22 protein-coding genes are annotated in these 19,838 nt (G+C 37.9%); 10 read left to right on the plus strand and 12 right to left on the minus strand.

The features are described 5' to 3' along the window. The first annotated feature begins 2 nt into the window (after positions 1-2). Positions 3-245: a hypothetical protein gene (locus K0A91_RS02240; protein ID WP_295007728.1), complete on the plus strand. Its 243-nt coding sequence runs from the start codon at positions 3-5 to the stop codon at positions 243-245. Between the two features lie 434 nt (positions 246-679). Here the strand turns inward: K0A91_RS02240 and cmoA are convergent, their stop codons facing one another. Continuing rightward, a complete protein-coding gene (gene cmoA, locus K0A91_RS02245; RefSeq protein WP_295007730.1) occupies positions 680-1,387 on the minus strand; it encodes a carboxy-S-adenosyl-L-methionine synthase CmoA in 708 nt (235 codons plus the stop codon). A gap of 79 nt (positions 1,388-1,466) precedes the next feature. On the opposite strand from cmoA, the gene K0A91_RS02250 reads away from it, so the two are divergent. After that, positions 1,467-1,811, plus strand: coding sequence for a hypothetical protein (locus K0A91_RS02250; protein WP_295007732.1), 345 nt, complete (start codon positions 1,467-1,469; stop codon positions 1,809-1,811). A 28-nt stretch (positions 1,812-1,839) separates the two neighbouring features. Here the strand turns inward: K0A91_RS02250 and fbaA are convergent, their stop codons facing one another. Next, a complete protein-coding gene (fbaA, locus tag K0A91_RS02255) occupies positions 1,840-2,913 on the minus strand; it encodes a class II fructose-bisphosphate aldolase (protein WP_295007843.1) in 1,074 nt (357 codons plus the stop codon). A gap of 113 nt (positions 2,914-3,026) precedes the next feature. Between fbaA and K0A91_RS02260 the strand changes: the two genes are divergently transcribed. The 7 genes from K0A91_RS02260 to K0A91_RS02290 all read left to right on the plus strand — a co-directional run bounded on the left by K0A91_RS02260 (position 3,027) and on the right by K0A91_RS02290 (position 8,861). Then, a complete protein-coding gene (locus K0A91_RS02260; protein WP_295007734.1) occupies positions 3,027-3,698 on the plus strand; it encodes a hypothetical protein in 672 nt (223 codons plus the stop codon). Then, entirely contained in the window at positions 3,679-5,352 is a 1,674-nt protein-coding gene (locus K0A91_RS02265; protein WP_295007735.1) for a flagellar assembly protein A, read from the plus strand. The genes K0A91_RS02260 and K0A91_RS02265 overlap by 20 nt, the downstream gene beginning before the upstream one ends. Positions 5,353-5,570: 218 nt before the next feature. Continuing rightward, positions 5,571-5,810 (plus strand): XRE family transcriptional regulator, encoded by a 240-nt coding sequence (locus tag K0A91_RS02270; RefSeq protein WP_295007737.1) that lies wholly within the window; start codon positions 5,571-5,573, stop codon positions 5,808-5,810. Positions 5,811-5,814: 4 nt separating this feature from the next. Beyond that, the gene (locus tag K0A91_RS02275; protein ID WP_295007738.1) at positions 5,815-6,048 is read left to right on the plus strand and encodes a hypothetical protein; all 234 of its coding nucleotides are present in this window, start codon (positions 5,815-5,817) and stop codon (positions 6,046-6,048) included. A gap of 96 nt (positions 6,049-6,144) precedes the next feature. After that, complete coding sequence (locus tag K0A91_RS02280) at positions 6,145-6,429, plus strand: HU family DNA-binding protein (RefSeq protein WP_295007739.1); 285 nt, start codon at positions 6,145-6,147, stop codon at positions 6,427-6,429. Positions 6,430-6,587: 158 nt separating this feature from the next. Next, on the plus strand, positions 6,588-7,133 hold the full coding sequence (locus K0A91_RS02285) for a peptidylprolyl isomerase (RefSeq protein WP_295007741.1): 546 nt from the start codon (positions 6,588-6,590) through the stop codon (positions 7,131-7,133). Positions 7,134-7,211: 78 nt separating this feature from the next. After that, positions 7,212-8,861 (plus strand): inorganic phosphate transporter, encoded by a 1,650-nt coding sequence (locus K0A91_RS02290; RefSeq protein ID WP_295007743.1) that lies wholly within the window; start codon positions 7,212-7,214, stop codon positions 8,859-8,861. Between the two features lie 29 nt (positions 8,862-8,890). Here the strand turns inward: K0A91_RS02290 and K0A91_RS02295 are convergent, their stop codons facing one another. After that, a complete protein-coding gene (locus K0A91_RS02295; protein ID WP_295007745.1) occupies positions 8,891-9,388 on the minus strand; it encodes a nitrous oxide reductase accessory protein NosL in 498 nt (165 codons plus the stop codon). Between the two features lie 23 nt (positions 9,389-9,411). On the opposite strand from K0A91_RS02295, the gene K0A91_RS02300 reads away from it, so the two are divergent. Continuing rightward, positions 9,412-9,963, plus strand: a complete 552-nt coding sequence (locus K0A91_RS02300; RefSeq protein WP_295007746.1) for a protein disulfide oxidoreductase — start codon at positions 9,412-9,414, stop codon at positions 9,961-9,963. Between the two features lie 70 nt (positions 9,964-10,033). Here K0A91_RS02300 and K0A91_RS02305 read toward each other — a convergent pair whose 3' ends face one another. The 9 genes from K0A91_RS02305 to K0A91_RS02345 form a co-directional block, all read right to left on the minus strand. Then, a complete protein-coding gene (locus K0A91_RS02305) occupies positions 10,034-13,426 on the minus strand; it encodes a molybdopterin-dependent oxidoreductase (RefSeq protein WP_295007748.1) in 3,393 nt (1,130 codons plus the stop codon). 12 nt (positions 13,427-13,438) lie between these two features. Then, positions 13,439-14,338: an NrfD/PsrC family molybdoenzyme membrane anchor subunit gene (gene nrfD, locus K0A91_RS02310; RefSeq protein ID WP_295007750.1), complete on the minus strand. Its 900-nt coding sequence runs from the start codon at positions 14,336-14,338 to the stop codon at positions 13,439-13,441. After that, positions 14,338-14,976: a 4Fe-4S dicluster domain-containing protein gene (locus K0A91_RS02315; RefSeq protein WP_295007752.1), complete on the minus strand. Its 639-nt coding sequence runs from the start codon at positions 14,974-14,976 to the stop codon at positions 14,338-14,340. The genes nrfD and K0A91_RS02315 overlap by 1 nt, the downstream gene beginning before the upstream one ends. 206 nt (positions 14,977-15,182) lie before the next feature. After that, positions 15,183-15,656 (minus strand): DUF2231 domain-containing protein, encoded by a 474-nt coding sequence (locus tag K0A91_RS02320; RefSeq protein WP_295007754.1) that lies wholly within the window; start codon positions 15,654-15,656, stop codon positions 15,183-15,185. 77 nt (positions 15,657-15,733) lie between these two features. Further along, positions 15,734-17,026: a histidinol dehydrogenase gene (gene hisD / locus K0A91_RS02325; protein WP_295007756.1), complete on the minus strand. Its 1,293-nt coding sequence runs from the start codon at positions 17,024-17,026 to the stop codon at positions 15,734-15,736. Continuing rightward, positions 17,026-17,445 carry a thioredoxin family protein gene (locus tag K0A91_RS02330; RefSeq protein WP_295007758.1) on the minus strand — a complete coding sequence of 140 codons (420 nt, stop codon included), beginning with the start codon at positions 17,443-17,445 and terminating at the stop codon, positions 17,026-17,028. The genes hisD and K0A91_RS02330 overlap by 1 nt, the downstream gene beginning before the upstream one ends. Next, on the minus strand, positions 17,438-17,953 hold the full coding sequence (locus K0A91_RS02335) for a shikimate kinase (protein WP_295007760.1): 516 nt from the start codon (positions 17,951-17,953) through the stop codon (positions 17,438-17,440). Before K0A91_RS02335 ends, K0A91_RS02330 begins: the two co-directional genes overlap by 8 nt. A 2-nt stretch (positions 17,954-17,955) precedes the next feature. Next, positions 17,956-19,254, minus strand: coding sequence for a hypothetical protein (locus tag K0A91_RS02340; RefSeq protein ID WP_295007762.1), 1,299 nt, complete (start codon positions 19,252-19,254; stop codon positions 17,956-17,958). 15 nt (positions 19,255-19,269) lie between these two features. Then, positions 19,270-19,710, minus strand: a complete 441-nt coding sequence (locus K0A91_RS02345; protein ID WP_295007764.1) for a hemerythrin domain-containing protein — start codon at positions 19,708-19,710, stop codon at positions 19,270-19,272. Positions 19,711-19,838 lie beyond the last annotated feature (128 nt).

Raw genomic sequence — 19,838 nt, forward strand, 5'->3', positions numbered from 1 at the left:
CTATGACAAAATATCTACTCATTATCTCAACACTATTTTTATTTTCTGCATGTTTTAATAAACACGGAATTTCTGCTAAATATTACAGCGAATGCAAAGAGTATTACGACGTTCAGGGTTACTACCATAAAGAGTGCGGCAAAGATGATATTGTCACCTATGATGAGCTCGGCAAAAAAAGCAATGAAGTTGTTGAGTATATTGTCGGAACCGAAGAGGAGAAGCCAAAAGGGAATGTTTGGTGAGGATAAAGAGTTCCTACAAAAGAGTCCTTTCATAGCCATGCTCGTTCACCAAGGCTTCACGGTGGGTACCCCAAATCTAGCACGACCAGAGTTGACCCTTCCGTTGCAGAATCGTTTGCTTCGTATGGCAATGAAATATAAATGGAAAATACAAAACGGTTTTAGGCAGTTTAGCGAAAATCTACTCTGGTACATTGAAACAAGCTAACGAAGAAATATGAAGCAGTATGCAACAACTCTATAAATTAAAATCGCAAAATAGTTCTAGGCAGTTTGTTGAAAATGTACTCTGGTACATTGAAATAAACTAACGAAGAAATATAAAGCGGTATACAACAACTCTATAAATTAAAATCGTAAAATTGTTCGAGGCAGTTTGTTGAAAATGTACTCTGGTACATTAAAATAAACTAACGAAGAAATATAAAGCGATTTTATTTTATAGCTATGAAAGTTGCGAAATTTGCCCAGCGAAATACCACCTCACAGTGTGAGAAACCGCAGTTTTTTGCCATCTTAATATTTTCATCCTCGCTGTAGGGAACTAGAACATTCTCAAGCGCTTCTCTCTTTTGCATTATCTCATACTCTGAATAGCCCTGCTCTTTTTTAAAGTCATAGTAACACTCGATCAGATCTTTGTTGAGTTTTGAATGATGGCTTATAACCTTTTCGCTAAAGATAAAAATACCCTCTTTTTTTAGTGAAGCGGATATCTTCTTTACAAGCTCCTCGCGAATAAGAGGGCGTATAAACTGAAGCGTATAGTTACTGATAAAGAGGTCAGCCTCTTTGTACTCATACTCAAGTATATCCGCGTTTGCAAGCTCAATGTCCGCCCTGAATGCTTCGCACTTCTTTCTGGCCTGCTCAAGCATAGCTTCTGAGTTGTCAAGACCGATGAGAGTTGCGCTTTTTTTTAGTTTTCTGCTTATGTTTATAAGAAGTGTTGCGGTAGAACAGCCCAAGTCATAAGCAACTCCGCCCTCTTCAAGCTGTTTTAGGGCAAAAAACTCCGTAATCTTCTGAGACTCTTTATAAAAAGGCACACTTCTTTGAAGCATATCATCAAAGACTGCAGCGACCTCTTCATCGAACTCAAACTGTTTTTTTATCGGTTTTGTAAATACTTTATCATTCATTTTAATTTCCTAGGCTGAAATTTTAACCAAAATATTATGATACAAACCATATAATCTGCAAAAAACTAAAGGCAGACCTATGGAGATAGAGACATCGCATTTAATGATGATATTTTTTATACTGCTTTTTGCAGTCAGCTTCTGGAAGATATATGCATTTTTACCCAATAAACAGCTAGAAGATGATGACACGACAAAAGAAGCACAAGAAGAGTTGCAACATTTAATGCTAAAGGTAATCAAGAAAAACGGCGGGAATCTTGAGAGCAAAAAACTTTTTGATTTAATGATTAGTGATGAAGAATTTGATAAAAAAAAATTTTGGAGATTTAACGAAAACAGATTAAACAGAGTGCTCTCTTTATATTTTTTACAAAATCCGCATCTCAAAAATATAGAAGACATTTATGAAGAGCTAAAATAACATGTAGTGGCTCTACATGTTATTTGTGTTAATTTCTACCTAGAGCATTCAGATCTGAAAAAGCACTCTCAACTCTTTGAATCAAAGTCAGCTGACCTGCCCTAAGCCATTTTCTAGGATCGTAGTAACTCTTGTTAGGCTTCCCTTCGCCCTGTGGATTTCCAATCTGCCCCTGAAGATAATCTCTATTTTTCTCATAATACTCTTTGACGCCTATCCATGTAGCCCACTGTGCGTCAGTGTCGATATTCATCTTAATTACGCCGTAGCTTATTGCTTCACGAATCTCTTGTAAAGTTGAGCCTGAACCACCGTGAAATACGAAACTAACAGGCTTTTCGCTAGTGCCAAATTTCTCCTCTATATATTTTTGAGAATTATCCAAAATTTTTGGAGTAAGCACTACATTACCGGGCTTATAAACACCGTGAACATTTCCAAATGAAGCGGCAATCGTAAAGTTTGAAGAAACTTCGCTCAGCTCCTTGTATGCATAAGCTACATCTTCTGGCTGGGTATAAAGAAGCGAGTTATCTACATTTGAGTTGTCAACTCCATCCTCTTCTCCGCCGGTAACACCTAGCTCTATCTCTATGCTCATACCGATTTTGCTCATTCTCTGGAGGTACTTTTTACAAATTGCAACATTATCCGCCAAAGATTCCTCAGACAAATCGAGCATGTGAGAGGAGTAGAGAGGTTTGCCATGAGTTTTGTAATGTTTTTCACCCTCATCCAAAAGAGCATCTATCCATGGGAGAAGTTTTTTTGCCGCATGGTCTGTATGAAGAATAACGGGTACGCCGTACGCCTCTGCCATCATATGTACATGCAACGCACCTGAGACTGCACCTACAATTGCTGCCTTTTCTCCTTCATTACTTAAACCTTTTCCTGCATAGTATAATGCTCCACCGTTACTAAACTGGATAATTACCGGAGACTTTACTTTAGCCGCAGCTTCTAAAACAGCATTTATAGAATCAGTTCCCACAACATTTATAGCAGGGATGGCGAATCCGCCATCTTTTGCATACTGATAAACTTTTTGCACATCGTCACCAAACAGTACCCCTGAATTTACAATATTTAAAACACCCATTCTTAGACTCTTTTTATAAAATTTTTGCCTAATTGTATTACAGGCTTCATTTAAAATAACTTTCATAAAAACTTTATTATGCTAAAATATCCAAAAAATAATCGGGAATTAAAATGAGACTAACAATTGATGAGTATTGTAAATATTTTAAGATGTCTAAAGAGATGATTAACTCCAAGATTAAAGCAAAGAAATTAAACTATATTATTGAAGAGAGCAAGACCTATATAATTGTCACCAGAAGTTCGCTTGATAGAGAAAAAAGGGAAGAGATTCACCAAGAAAAAAATATGACACCAAGAGAAAATACACAGATAGCAAAACCTAAAACTACTGTTGCCACCGTTATAGCTCTTTACCAAAAAGAGAACAGCTTTCTCAAGGGCAAAATCGCCCAGCTAGAGGCAAAAATAGACAAACTAGTAGATGACAAAGAGCAGATGCTGCGCGATGAGATAGAGAAAATCGAGCGTATATACATTACAAAAGATGCTCAGCTAAAGAATATTTTAGAGCTCATAGATAAAAAAATGAAGTTTGAAAGAGCAGATGCAACTATACTTGAAATTGAGAGCTTCAATTATCAAAGCGGGACTGAATTAGAACAGGGAGTTGTTGAGCTAAAAGAGTATCTAAAATCGCTAAATATTAAATCTTCTCAAAGAAAAATAATTAAAAAACGATTTTTGAATGCTTATGACAACGATTCAAGAGTGATACACAAAGAAGGCAAACTCTACCTTGATTTTTCAAAATACGATTACAGTGATTTGCTTGCTTACTAAAAAAACAAAAACCAAAAATATCATAGCCTCAATAAACAAATTTGCGACAGAGAACGACTCTTCTCCTTTGGAGTTCTCTTTTAACATCAATGGCTTAGATACATATATAAAAACAATCGCTGATGATGATTTTGTACTCTACAAAGAAGACCCAATGGGTTATTATAGTAATCATGAAAAAATGGTAAACGAACATGTAAGATTAAAACAGATATATTCCATTACAATAAAACAGAATATTAAACGCTTAATAAAGCTTAGCTACAATATAAATTTCTCAGAAAATAACGCCACTCCGGCTATAATCCTGCATCCTGAGTCTCAAATTCCCTATAAACGCTATCAACCAAAAGAGATATATCTGCTTCTCCTCAAGGAGTTTAATAATATAAAAGCGACAAACAACATATTGATAAATATTTTTGACGAAGAGATGAAAGAGAAACTCAAAGCTTTTGTAAGATATCTCTACAGCGGAAAGTTTGTTAAAAAAATCAAAATTCCGCTCTTTAATGGTATCGAGCCTGAGGTAAGAAGAAATAGCAAGCTTTTGATGCGCTTTTTAGACAAAGATACAAATCATCAGGTGATAGAGGTTGATGAGGGAGAAGTACTTGTCGAGTTTATAAAGCCAGTTTTTGGAAAAAACGGTTTAAATGCATTTGGCGAGATTATCGATAATAACTACCTAAAAAACAGCGACGATTTAAAATGTAATGTTGATAGAAAAAGCATCGAGATTTTAGAGAATGATGAGAGAAAAATCTACAAAAGCAGAATAAAAGGGTATGTTCATTTCGACAAAGACGATTTCTATATCGATAATAAAATAAAAATGCAGCATCTCTCCCGTGTTCAAGATTCTGTGGCAAAAGATGAAACCAACAATATAGAGGTAATTATTTCGCAAAGTGACACTTCGCTTGACAGCCTTGGAGAAGGCGTAGCACTGACATCAGAAACAATCCATATAAACGGGCATGTAGGCGCAAAATCAACACTAAGAGCAGTCAACCTTACAATTGAGGGCGCAACACATCAAGACTCATCGCAAGAGTCCAAGTATGCAGATATAAACAGACATAAAGGCAAACTTAGATGCCACAGCGCAAAAATCAAACTTCTTGAAGGCGGAGAGATTCATGCCACAAATGTGGATATAGAAAGCTCACTCGGGGGAACCGTTTATGCAGAAAACGTAACAATCGGACATGTAAAAAACAATCTAAAGGTTTATGCATCAAACTCTATCACCATTAGACTCGTAAGCGGAGAGGACAATCTGTTTAAAATCAACTATAAAGACATTCCTACTCTCAACAGCAGATATAACTTTATAACCAATGAGATGGAAGACCTTAAGTATAAGCTTGATGGCGTAAAAAAACACACGCCCTCTGATGTTCCGGCTATAAAAGAGCAGATCGACAAGCTAAAAGAGCAGCAAAATGCGATAACAAACGGTGTCAAGCATGCAAAAATTACAATCCAAGAGCCTTTAAGAGGGCTAAATACAGTTATTTTTACATTAAATAACGGCGAAGAACTTATATTTAAAACTGAAGAGAGGGCTTATGAGCCTTTCTATCTTCTAGAATCCAACAACTATATCACTCTTCATCCAACAAACAAAAAAATCTCCATAGACTCTTAAAAACTCCCTTTTTCTCAATAAATTTTTTTTATTTTTTTTATCTTAAAAAGATTTTTTTGTCTATCGTATACGTTATTCCGTATAATTAATACAATATAAACAATTTTATATAGCTATAAGTAATAAAAATATATGTTTTATAGTATGTATTAGTATTTATATATTATAATTACATAATTTAAATGTATATTTAAGTATTAATTCCGTACAATCGCTTCATGCAAATTAATGATCTGTTTAACATTCTTCACAACTCCATAGAATCCAAAAATAATGGAAAAAAAATATCCCTAAAAGATATGGCCAACTCATTAGGGATATCTATGCGCACATATCAGGATTGGAAGCTTGGTCGAGCAAAGCCTCAAGCTGCAATTACCGTTATGAAGATGCTAGGCAAACTTGAAGATGGAGAGATTATTAGAGCTGTAAGAAAAATCAATAGCCTGAAGGATTGAGTTTATGAGTGCACTAACAAAACAAGAGAGAGAAGGTTTGGAGGATGTATTTTTGTCTATTCATACGCATAAAGATAGATATGAAAAAATGAGAGAATTATCGTCTTTTATTATAGCTAGCAAAATTAGCAGCGTTGCCGCAAGACTACTAAAACGTGCAAAACTAGGACTTAAAAAGAGAAAAACTTCGTGTTTTTTATCATTTTTTGATAAAAAGAAGAAATCTTTAAGCAAATAAACTATAAAGTGTCTATAGCTGAATTACCTTGTTCTGAAATTTTATTTTAAGGTCTAGGTAGTTTCGGAAAATCTTTATAAATTCAAGGGTAGATTTATGAATAAAGCTCAATTCGTTGAACTAGTGCAAGCAAGCGGTAAATACAAAACTAAAGTTGAAGCTGAAGCAGCTATCAGAGCATTCACGGATGCAGTTGCATCTGCATTGGTAAATAAAGAGGATGTTTCTCTTGTAGGATTCGGAAGCTTTGGTGCTTCATTACAAAAGGGAAAAAGCGGTAAAGTTCCTGGAACTGACAAGTCTTATTCTACTAAAGATAAAATGGTTCCTAAATTTAAGGCTGGCAAAGGTCTTAAAGACCGCGTTGCTGCTGGTAAATAAAACCTAAAGTTCTGCCGCAAGTAAATTGCGGCAAACTCCATTCTCAACAAACTCATACTTTTCTCACCAACTCTTTTCAAAAAAACACATTCATTACATTTTAAATTTCAACAAAAATAGATACAATATAAATATCACATACGAAACGGGGTAAAAAGATGAAAAAAATTATACTTATCTTACTGATGTTATTCTCAGTAAACCTTAGTGCACAAGGCAAGAATCCGCATGTTGTTTTAGAGACTAGCCAAGGAGTTATAGAGATAGAGTTATTTCCAGAAACTGCACCTATGGCTGTAGAAAACTTTACCACCCTTGTAAAAAACGGCTACTATGACGGTCTTATATTTCACAGAATTATCAAAGATTTTATGATTCAAGGCGGGGATCCGAGCGGAACAGGCAGAGGAGGAGAGAGTATCTGGAAAAAAGATTTTAAAGATGAATTTACAAATAAAATATTTGACAGAGCCGGTATTCTTGCAATGGCAAACAGAGGTCCTCACACAAACGGCAGCCAATTTTTCATAACAACCGCTCCTGCTCCGTGGCTAAACGGGAGACATACGATTTTTGGACAGGTGACAGCACAGACCATAAATAGTGTGAAAAAACTTGAAAACGTTGCAACACTCGGACAAAAAGGTGGAGACAGACCTGTTGAAACACAAAAGATAATAAAAGCCTATATAAAAGCCGATTAGTTCTTTTAAAATTCAACCTGTAATAACTTTATAAATATTATTACAATATAATTGCGCCACTAACAAAAAAGGTGTTTAATGGAAATCAAAACTATTGCCAGACTCCAAAAACAGGCACTTAAAAAAAGTGCTTCTGATTTCACTAGATTGGGCTTTGCGCTTTTTTTCATGATATGTGTTTTAACATTTACATTTCTAAGCAACGGTGGCATCTCTAACAATATATTTTTGGCAGTGGCTGCGCTAATCGGCGCATACATGGCTATGAATATAGGAGCTAACGATGTGGCAAACAACGTAGGTCCCGCAGTTGGCTCAAAAGCGCTTACTCTCACTACAGCAATTATTATCGCCGCTGTATTTGAAGGGGCAGGCGCGCTTATTGCAGGTGGCGAGGTTGTTAAAACTATAAAGAACGGCATTATTGACATCTCTGCATTTGATGGCAATCCAGACCCTTTTATATGGGCAATGATGGCCGCTCTTCTTGCTGCGGCTCTTTGGCTAAACTTTGCAACAATGATGAAAGCCCCCGTTTCCACGACACACTCTATTGTCGGAGGCGTAATGGGAGCTGGAATAGCGGCTGCCGGATTTGGCGTTGTGGACTGGTGGACAATGGGAGGCATAGTTGCTTCTTGGGTTATCTCCCCTGTCTTGGGCGGAATTATCGCCGCTGCGTTTCTCTTTGCAATCAAAAAATCTATTGTTTTTCAAGAAGACAAGGTTCAAGCCGCCAAAACTTACGTTCCGGTATTTGTGGCGATTATGTCTTTGGCATTTGTAACATACCTTATACTCAAGGGTGTTAAGCAAATATGGCCTAAAATAATAGAGTCTGTCAATATATTGCCTCTTGTTTCTTTCGAAGTTACAAAAAAACCGGCATTTACAACTGCACTTGCTATCGGTGCTATTATTGCAGTTGCTGTCTATTTCTTTGTTAAGAAAAGGGTTAACTCAAATACCACGGCTCTGCAAAATACAAAAGCTTCAGTAAACACCATGTTTACCATCCCCCTTATTTTTGCAGCGGCTCTGCTAAGCTTTGCACACGGTGCAAATGACGTTGCAAATGCTATCGGACCATTAGCGGCAATCAATGATGCAGTGGTAAATAACGGTGTTTCGGCGAGTGCTTCTATTCCGCTGTGGGTTATGGGCGTAGGCGCAGTCGGTATTGCGCTTGGACTAGCGCTGTATGGTCCAAAACTAATCAAAACAGTTGGAAGTGAGATAACTGATTTAGACCAGATAAGAGCATTTTCCATAGCAATGTCAGCATCTGTAACCGTAATCATAGCTTCGCAACTTGGTCTTCCCGTCAGCTCTACACATATTGCTATTGGCGGTATATTCGGCGTTGGTTTTCTAAGAGAGTGGCTACATATAAAAGATGAAAATAATCACACGATTGAAGATGATGTCATTATTATAAAAGATGAACAGCTCAACAGAGAAGCATACAAGGCTGAGTTAAAATCGCTGCAGGAAAAAAGTGAGAAAACTCAACCAGACTATGCAAGAATAGTCGACCTTTATAAACTTATCGAGAATGAAAAAAGAATAATTAAATCGACTAAGAAAAATATCAAAAAAGCAAAAAAAGTCCAGTTTGTAAGAAGAGATGCTATCAAAAAAATAGTAGCTGCATGGCTAATTACAGTACCTGCTGCCGCTGTGCTTGCAGGAATGCTCTTTTTTACAATAAAAGGAATTATGATTTAAAACAACAGTTGAGATATTTTAAATTATAGTTATCTATAATTTTTAAAATCTCCTCTGGCAACCTCTAGCGCTTCGTAAAAATCCATTATCTCTCCGCTGTTTTGAGCCTGAAATTTTCGTGCATCCTCTTCGTTTAAAAAGGCATATTTGCTGATTTTGCTCATCGTTCCTCTAACTCTGCTTCCTACAACATAATAGGCCTTTGTAGCGTCAATAAATTTTAAAGTAGTTACATCAACTACCAATGGATTTTTAAGCTCAATGCCATCTCCTAAATGCTCTTCAAGACAATGAATAGAGCAGTATTGGTAGACCTTTTTTTCATCTGAAGCACTATGGCTTGTTTTATAATATTTGACCAAATCCATTCCGCATCTAGGACAATAATTTTTATCTGAAGCGTCTTGAAGCAAAACGGCATCCTTCTCGTCAACGCTCTGGAACATTGTTAGTTTAGTATTAAGCTCTTTTTGTGCACATCCAGCAAAAAATATCATAAATACTACTAAAATTGTATTTTTATACATATCTAAACTCCTATATTTATGTAATGTTAGCAATATATGATTACTATTTTGTTAACCGTAAAGAAAAGATGACCATTATGAAAAACAGAGCTATTAAATATGTTAAAGAGATTATTCTCTTTGTTTTTGTTATGACTATTTTTGCCAATGCATTGAGCCTATACAGAAGCAACGAGTTAAACAAAGAGGCGTTGAATATATCCAGCGTTACACTTCTGGATAACAGCATATTTACACTGCCCGTAAATGAGCCTATATTGATCCATTTCTGGGCTACTTGGTGTCCTACATGTAAAGCCGAAGCTCCAAATATACAGACTATATCCGAACACTATAACGTCTTGACAATTGCCATAAAATCTGGAAATAACTCAGAAATAGAGGAGTATCTAAAAAGCCGTGGTTTAAACTTTTATGTCGTTAATGATACAGAAGGAGTATTGGCAGAAAAATTTGGTGTATTGGTATTTCCAACAACAATTATTTATGATAAAAATGGTGAGGTTTTCTTTAGCGATATAGGATATACGACTACGTTTGGATTGTGGCTTAGAATGTTCTTTGCCGGTATGTAAAATAAGTCATAAAATGGGTAAAGCCCAAAAGATAGGGCATAAGAGCCCATTTTATGACTGCTGAGAGTAATTATTTATCTATTTTAACTACGTATGCTTTATGAGATAAAGGTACCCATGGGCGCTTGATATGCTTTGGACGTCTAAGAGTGGAGTTTTCATCCAATCCGCGAGTCAGCTGATCTCTCCAGCCCTCATAAACTTTAAAGTTATTGTCATAGTTTACAAAGATATCACCTATCTTATCACCGGCTTGCGCAGGCTCTAAAATTACCTTTTGGTGCCAGCAGTGCATACCAGAAATTGGGTCTGGATGCGGAGCAGCAACGGCATTTTGCCATGAACCGCTTAGTCCATCCCACCAGACATTTGCACTGTCTTTATTGTAGTCAGCAAATCTTTCACTGTGGAAAGGCTTGATACCATCAACATATTTGAGTTTACCCTCTTTTCCATCCATTTGAAGTTCGGCAGTTGGAACACCAAAGCTGTTAATTCCGCCTGCACCTTTATAATCTTCAATCTTAATCTGTGCTCCGTCTTTACCTGCATTTTCAAATGAGTGAGCCATGAATTTAGGATCGTTCATATTTCTTGCTATCGGCTGCGAATCAACTTTTCCATCCGTTACACCGTTAGGAATAGATACAGAGTTAACTAATTTCCATCTTCCACCGTGGTGTGAACAAGCAAGCGTTCCAGGAAGAACACCTTCTGTTGGTATTGCCATTGCTACAAAATAACCAGATTCAAGCCCTGTTAGACTATCCACAATTCTAACTCTTATGGCTTCTCCGCGCTTAAATCCTTGACGAGCTGCATCTCCTGTTGAAATCCAGATAGGGTCATGGTTTTGCGAAATTTCCATAAGGTGCTTAGAGTTAGCAGAACGAGTATGAATATTATACGGCAGACGAAAAACTGTATTAAGCGCATATGAGTTTTTCTCTGTCATAAAAGAGTGGTTTACGTGTGATACAATATGAACCATCTCTTTTTTCTCCTGCTCATTTCTTGGATAGAAAGGAATAGCATACTCAGGCCACTTCCAATCATCAGCAAGCCACTCACAGAAGAAGTCAAGTTTCTTGTCAAGAGTTGCAAAACCTTCCATGTTCTTGCCGTCAACAACAATACCGATGGCTTTCTTCTTGCCATGAGATTCAGCACTCATAACGCCTGTTCTCTTGTTAATTGTTACATCTTTTTTACTATATTTATGTCCGTGAGAAATATAGTTCTCTCCGTCATCTTTGATTTCACGCTCTTGCGCAGAGTAGATATTATTCTCTTCCATCCAAGCGCCGTAATCTCTCATGTACTCATACACAGGGTATTCTGAATTCTTGTATCTCTCATCAGATGTAGCTGTTGCTTTAAGATTTGGCAGGTTGTCTCCAAATGCAGCATCATACCACTCTGCAATAGTAACAGGTTTGCCGGGATTCTTTTTAGACTCCCACATTTTTCTAATACCAAGCTCACCGGTAGGGTCAACGTAATTAACACATAAATCAATCCAGAACTCATTTTCTTCCCAAACTTCGCCAAGTCCTGCTTTAATATGAGCTTCTAATGTAGCACGGTTTGGATTATTTGGTTTCCAGCCTGCTTTTTCAAGCGCAACTCTCATAACAGGCTGACGGAACGATGTCCAACGAGCTGGCATAGAAGGCTCAGAGTGTTGGTCATGTCTCTCGCCGGCGAGGCCAACAGGAAGAATGTAATCAACATACCAGTTAGTCTCAGACCATACAGGAGAGAGATTAAACGTAAGTTCCATTTTAGACTCATCTTTAATCGTATCAATCCATCTAAATCCATCAGGATTAATCCAAACAGGATTGTACATACGAGGAGCCCATACAGCAAGCTTCTGAGGGACTTTAAGACCTTTGTCTATCCATTTTTGCTGCCACTTTTTATCAGCAAGAAGGTGCGGTAACAGGTAAGACATCTCATAGGTTGAAATAGGCCATTCAGGCGGCCAAGAGAGTTCGTTATAAACATCTATAGGGGCTACATTAGCACCGCGCGTACCTTGTCCTACGGTTGAGCTTCCGCCTTTTCCGCCGACAGATATAACGTGCCAATAGTGAAAAAATGTACCGCCCTCAGGTCCGATAGCACCACGAAGAGCAAGCGGAAGATAGCCTGCGCGTCCACTCATCCATCCACCACGATTTCCTGCTGCTGCTGCTCTCCAGAAGTATGTAGATATCGCAGATCCAGCCCAGATAAACATATCATATAACGCCTCAAGTTTGTATCCAGGAACGTGAGTCTCTTTTACAGCAAAATCTAAAGTATAAGGAGAATATAGCTCTCTTAATACCTCAATAAACGTATCAAAATCGTCACCATCCGGAATTTTTGAGATATAGCCTTTGCTTACCATAAACTCTAGATATTTTTTATTGTCTAAGAATACTTCCCAGTTTAACCATCTTCTAACAAACTCTTTGTCAACTTTGTTTTCACTTAGAATTCTGTTTGTAAGATAAAGATAGATTACAGGCTCCGTTCCAGGCCATGCAGCAATCCAGAGATCAGCCATACCAGCCGAATTTGAAAGACGAGGGTCCATAACAACCATCTTTGCGCCCTTAGCTCTAGCCTCTGCTATAAATGCAGCAGCTTGAGCAAAGTAGTGACCAGCATCAGCAGCGTGTGATGAATTTAGAAAAAGCAGTTTTGCATTTGCCCAGTCAGGAGATGTTCTGTCATCGTTTGCCCACTGAATGGTAGGAGTACGCCCGCCAGAACTACAGATATTTGTATGCGAGTTTGTACAGTCTTGACCAAGCGTATGCCAAATTTGAGGTGTGAAACCATTCTCATTTGGACGGCCAACATGGTACATGATAGATTTTTTAGAGAGCTCATCGCCCACTTTTATCGTATCACTCATCTTTTTACCGATGGTAGTCATGGCTTCGTCCCATGTAGTACGAATCCACTTACCTTCACCACGTGCAGAACCTGGAGCACGCTTCAATGGGAATGCTATGCGATCTGGATCATACATTTGAGATTGAACAGCATAACCTTTTGCACAGTTGCGACCGCGAGAAGCAGGGTGAAAAGGGTTGCCCATATACTTTTTAACAGTAAATGATTTCTTATCAATCCAAGCCGTTAATCCACATGACGCTTCACAATTTGAACATGCAGTAGGAACGATTGCATAATCGTTAACTTCAATACCGTCTGGATTTGATTCACTTCTAACGCCGTGACGGTCAATACCCCCTCTCTTCCAGTCATCACCGTCCAACTCTTTAAAATCATTCCATTCGTTCATTGGAGGATAAAATGATAGCGAGTCTGGAGTATTTGTAAATTTGCTCTCACTAACTGACTCAGCAATAGCATCAGTAGTAAATACGCCTTTTGCGATTGCAGCGCCTGCAACAGTAAATGCAGCGCCTTTTAAAAATGTTCTTCTACTTTCTAAATACATTAAATATTCTCCCTAACTCATTGGTAATAATTGTGGAATCATCAGCCATACATGTTTAACTATTGCCAAACCAACTAACGCTAAAATTGCTGCTAGTTTTAAAATAGCATCAGATTTACCGACTCTGCTTAGTACTACAAAGAGCATCGGCAGTATATAAGTCATCCATTGACCTAGCCAGAACATAACAGTATATGGTCCGTCACCCTTGATATAATCTATTGTAGCTGCAATCTCTTCGGCCTTCATAGGTCCGAAAATATATTCTGACATGTAGATAATAAACGCCATAAGCGCACTTAGCCCTAACACAACGCCTAAAGTGTTTTTAGCTTCGTCACTAAGCTTGTTACCGCCAAGCAGAAGCATAAACGCAGAACCTGAAAGCAGTGCTGCAAGAATCATTTGAGCTGATTCAGCCGGCATTTGCCATAGTTCGCGTGCCGTAGCCTGAGACATAAGTGCTGCAGTATAAAGCGTAACCGGAATCGCAAGGATTGCTGTCCAAAGAAGTACTTTGTCAAATAGCTCATTGTTTTTCTTAAATGCCAAGAACGCAAGAAGTATTAAAAGTCCCAAGAATGCAGAAGCCATAAAAGAACCGACTGCAATAGCAGAATTCCAGTGTGGATAGACAAATATATGCCACATTCTAAATGGTTGATGTAAGTCAGCCAATGTAAAAAGTAAGAAAATGTTAATAAAAACAAATGCTGCTACTGCACTTGGAAGTCTTAAGCTTTTAGCTGACTCAGGATGCATTCTAAGAAGCATAAATAACACAAAGATAATGCCTGTACCTATACTCTTAGCCCACATATTCACAGTAACCAGCCAAGGCCAAACTATACCCGGAAGCGCTACGTCTAAAGTAACTACAGCATTTGTCGCTGCTAATGTTTCATGTACCATTAGTGGTCTCCTCCAACCGGAAGTGTTGTTATGTTGTTAAACAGTGAGTGTCCATTTACTCTATGAGAAGCAAGAGGGTTAAGAGTAACATTTCCGCCGCCTACATAGTAGTGATGAGGATTTGTTCCTTTTTCAGGCTTACGAACTTGAACTCCGCCTTGGTTAACTTGAATATATTTTGAGATATTTGAAGTTGGATCTTCAAGGTCACCAAATATATTTGCCTGAACAGGACAAGCAACAACACAAGCAGGCATCATACTAGAAGCAACTCTATGTGCACAATATGTACATTTATCTGCGGTTTGCGTCTGAGGGTCTATATATATTGCTCCGTACGGACAAGCCATTACACAGCCTGCACAGCCTATGCAACGCTCTTTATCAATATTTACGATGCCATTGTCAAGGTAGTGAAGCGCACTAACAGGGCAAATTCTCTCACATGGCGCATTTTCGCAGTGGTTACATCTTAAAGGTGTAAATGTTCTTTTTGTTTCAGGGAATGTTCCAACGTCAACATATTTAACACGAAGTCTCCATGTGCTTAGCGGAACTTCATTTTCCACCTTACATGCGATTTCACACCCCTTACATCCCATACACAGATGTAAGTCAACTAGGAAGCCTAATTGCATATATTCTCCTTATAGCCTTCAATAGACAAATGTTAAGATTTATAACTATGGTTAATCTTTTTAAAAAGAGATTCCTATTTCAAAAAGCACAAGAACTCTTATTGCAAGAATACTACCTATATAAAGCTTAAATTAGTTATAAAAATGTGATAATATTGTAATAATTTCTTCCAGTGTGAATATTCGAAAATTCTATTTTACTCATTCTAATCGTCTTCAAACAGAGCCTTTTCTTCGATACAAGCTTTTCCATCTGAATATCCCTCTACATGAGCGCCATACTTATATGTGATTTCTCCGCCCATTTTACCTTGATAGAGTACGCCCGCACTAATTGCTGCAACTAACACTATTGATAAAAGTTCCACTTTATAAAGCTTCTTGAAATATCCAAACAGATTCAGTGCTGCTACTAAACCCGTAGCTATTGCCAAATATTGTCCAAGCTTTGCATGCTCCTTAAGAGCTGATTTTCCATCGCTTGAAAGAAATTCAAAAACTGCTCCCGCATCCTCTTTGCCTGTTAGGAATGCAATGCCGACAAAAATTGCGCCAAACAGCACAAAACCGGTAGATATTTTTTGAATGGAGTCGCTTGGCTTAAGAAGATAAACCAAACCTATAATTAGAGCTATTAGTGGTAGAACCACTGCGAAGTGTACTGTAGCGGGATGTAACATGATAATACCTTTATATTAAAATATAAGTGCATTTTACATGTTAATTTTTATTCTCTCTTGTAAAGAGAAAACTAATTTTATTTTTTAAGCCTTACTCTAACAGACTGCTCGTGTGCGGTCAGCCCCTCTATATTTGCTATAAGCGCACACTCTTCGCCTATCTCGTTTATAGCTCTTTGGCTAAAAGAGATAATCGATGTCTTTTTCATAAAATTTTCAACTCCTAAAGGAGAGTAAAACTTGGCTGTCCCTCCTGTTGGAAGCGTATGGTTGGGACCTGCCACATAATCGCCGATTGCTTCAGGTGTATTATGCCCTAGAAAAATCGCTCCGGCATGCTTAATAAGCGGAAGCAGCTCAAAAGGAGACATGGTTGCAACTTCTAAGTGTTCTGGCGCAATTTGATTCATAAGAGTGATTGCTTCTTCCATATCCGCCGCTACGATTATAGCTCCGCGCTCCTCGATGGATTTTCTTGCTATGGCTTCACGTGGAAGCTTTTTTAACCAATTTTCAATCTCAATCTTAACCTCATCGGCTAGTTTTTGTGACGGAGTTATTAGGATAGAGCTTGCCATCTCATCATGCTCAGCTTGAGATAACATGTCGATTGCCATATGAGAAGGATTTGCGCTATTGTCGGCTAAAATACCTATTTCGCTCGGACCTGCTATCATATCTATATTTACATCGCCAAAAACCATCTTTTTCGCAGTTGCCACAAAGATATTTCCCGGTCCCGTAATCACGTCAACTTTTGGTATAGTCTGAGTCCCATAGGCCATAGCTGCAATTGCGCTTGCTCCGCCGACTTTATAAACCTGACTTACGCCACACAGATGGCATGCGGCAAGAAGAAGCTCATTTGGTTCATTATTTGGAGTCGGTGTGCAAACTACGATATTTTCAACACCTGCAACCTGAGCAGGAATGACATTCATCAATAGTGAAGATGGGTAAGCGGCTTTGCCTCCAGGGATATAGAGTCCTGCGCTATCAACAGGCGTAACTCTCTGTCCGAGTATCGTTCCGTTTGGTTCATCATCAAACCATGATCTAGGCTTTTGTTTCTCGTGATATATTTTAATTCTATCATATGAGAGGTGCAGAGCCGATTTTAGTTTTTTATCGAGATTTTTATATGCTTTCTCCATAGACTCAGTTGATATTCTAAGCTCATCATCACTCTCTGGAGTCCACTTGTCAAACTTGGCAATATGCTCTTTTAGCGCCTGATTTTTGTTACTTCTTATTTCGCTTATAATATTTGCAACAATGGCGCTTACATGCTCCATGTCCATCCTGCCGCGTCCGAGAAGCTCCTCAAATTCGGCTTTAAAATTGCTACTTTTTGAATTTGTAAAAATCATTATCTGCTTCTTCCTTTATTAAACTCTTTTTTTACTATTGAAATCGCCTCTAATAAATTCTCAGCATCTATTGCACCCATAATTGGCTGAAACATCGGCTCTGCGCTAGGTTCTAAAAACCAGATTGCAGGTGTGCCAGACTGCCATAACTCTTGAGGCATATAGTCATTCTCATCGCTGTATGAAATAATTGAGACGAAATTTTTATTCAACTCCTCTATCACTCTGGCATCTTTGAATGTAGTATTGTCTAATATTACACAATATTTACATTTATGGCTTGATGAAACAAACAACACAGGTTTCACTGCCGTTCTCGCATCTTCAATCCCCTCATGATAATCCTTTGCCCACGCTATCTCTGAAGCAAACAGATTGACTGCAATGCCAAGTATTAAATATATAAAAATTTTACGCAAGTTTTTTTACCTTTTCTAAAAGTTCTTTGGCACACTCAAGTGCACTTTTATCAGTCACATCGATTATTATGTCAGCAACAGCCGTATACTCTGGCAAACGCTCTTTATAAAGCTCTTTTGCTTTTCTTAGATCATTTAAAAGCGGTCTCTTTTTAAGTTTTTTGGACGCATTCGGATGACTTTTTATTCGCTTTAATATTTTATCAAAAGGTGAATTTAAAAAAACAACGATGCCGATATCTTTTAAATTTTTCTGTTTATAAAATCCGCCGCCTGTTGAGATAAGAGTATTTGTTACACTCTTTTGCAACCACAAAGAGACTTTTTTCTCCAAATCCCTGAAGTAAACTTCTCCGCTCTCTTCAAATATCTTCTTAACAGCCCTGTTCTCCATACTCTCTATCAAATCGTCGGTATCCACAGAGATAAAATCAGAGTGCTTGACAACTTCACGGGCAACACTGCCCTTCCCAACACCCATAAAACCTACTAAAATAATATTTTTCACTTTTAACTTTCCACTTTCATCGTAAACATACTCATGTCAAAATCAGGTTTTGTTTTAATGGTTTTAATGTAAATCAAAACTGGCACAGCAATATTGTACTCTAATATTATCATGCTTATTATAAATATAACTGCAAAAAGAGCTAAAAGCGAGGGAATAAAAAATGATATCATAAAGCCTATAATAGAGACGATAAAGAGAATAAATTGTAATTTTGACAATCTTTTGTCTATCATCTGGTTCATCGTAGGTATGCTCATATACCCTTTTGAATTAAGATGAAACCAGACTAGAAAAGGGATGATTTTATATAGCATTCCCGACATAATCGAGAAGATAAATCCGCCGCCGATTAGTATAGAAACAACTACAATATATTTTGCATCGTAAAGGTCGTTTATTACCCATGCAAACGAGCCTAGCGTCATAAAAATTGCCGAGCTTTTCCAATACCAGACGGTCACATCGCTTACAGGACGGCGGCGCGCATTCAGTTTTATGTAAACCGTGGTCGCAAATGCCCAGAAAAATAGGGCCACCCATACTTTTGACGCTATTGAGTACTCCTCAAAATAGAGATTAAAAATCAGCCATAAAAAAAGACCCGCACTTATAATCCAAACAACATTTTGTTTACAAAACTTTTTAAATCTAGGAGCAACGTAAAACATAGGCAGAATATGAAAAGCAACACCTATAATCAAAATGCCCGCAAAGCCAAAAATTGCCCATACGCTGTGGATATTTGAAAATAGCACATGTAGTTCTGAAAACTTCTCCAATCCGTACGATAAGAGGAGGTGAACGCCAATCAAAACTATCATAAATGCAAATATCAGGCTCGTTATCATCGCTCTTACGCTTGGAGTTATATTTTTAACCCTTATAAGTCCAAAGAGCATCGAGATTATCATAATTAAAAAACCGCTTCCCAAAAATAGCGATGCTGCAAGAGTAAGTGCTGAGTGTGCATTTTGCAGACCAAATATCATAAAAAGTGTGCCAAAAAGCAAAAGCAGATGCGAAACCGATGCAACCATGCCGACTTTGGCAATTTTTGCTCCGGCTAAAACAGGAAGCATCTGAGTAAGCGCTCCAAGCATCACAAAACTTAAAAAACCGATTGTAATCGCATGCGCAATTGCAATTGCGTCCAAAGAGTGGCGGTTTGAGAGAGTTTGCGCATCGCTAAAAAGAATCAATACTCCAGCCAAAACACCAAAAAGCGGCGCCGTTAAAAAAAATCTAAGCGGCGCTGATATGGGTGGCGCTTGATCTACAGATAGCCCGTCAAAATCCATATCCGCCTCCCTCTTCTACTGAACAATCATCGACTGCATCATATCTACTATGCGATCAGAATCTGCACTTAAGTGCTGCTGAGCCATCGTGTAGAGCATCTGCTCCTCTTTCATATTGTGCTGCTGCATTAAAATCATAAGCGTTTCGCTGTTGCCGAAAAATTTATCTTTATCTTTAGCGTCTATGGCCTTGCCCATCTCTTGTGTTAAGTTTCTCATCTGAACGTGTTCATGCCTCATAACCGCCGTTGGACCCTGCGTCATTCCCGTTTTTTGTTCAAACTCAAAAAACATAACGCGCTCTTCCATCTGGAAATGTCTCTCCGTCTCTTTTGCAAAAGCTTCATAAGCCTCTTTTGCGCTCTCGATAGATTTTGAGACCGCGTCTTCCATATTGGCAAAAAGCTCGTCACACTGCCCGTGGCTTGCAGTCAAATACTCTTTTATAGTGCTCATATTTTATACCCTGAATTTTAAAATTTTCGTATTATATTAAAAATAAATTAAATAGAAATTACTATAAATCAATAATCAATTATAGTTCTTCTTTAAACAGCTTTTTACTATTTTTTACTATAATAGCC

Source organism: Sulfurimonas sp., assembly GCF_019429335.1.
Taxonomy (GTDB): domain Bacteria; phylum Campylobacterota; class Campylobacteria; order Campylobacterales; family Sulfurimonadaceae; genus Sulfurimonas.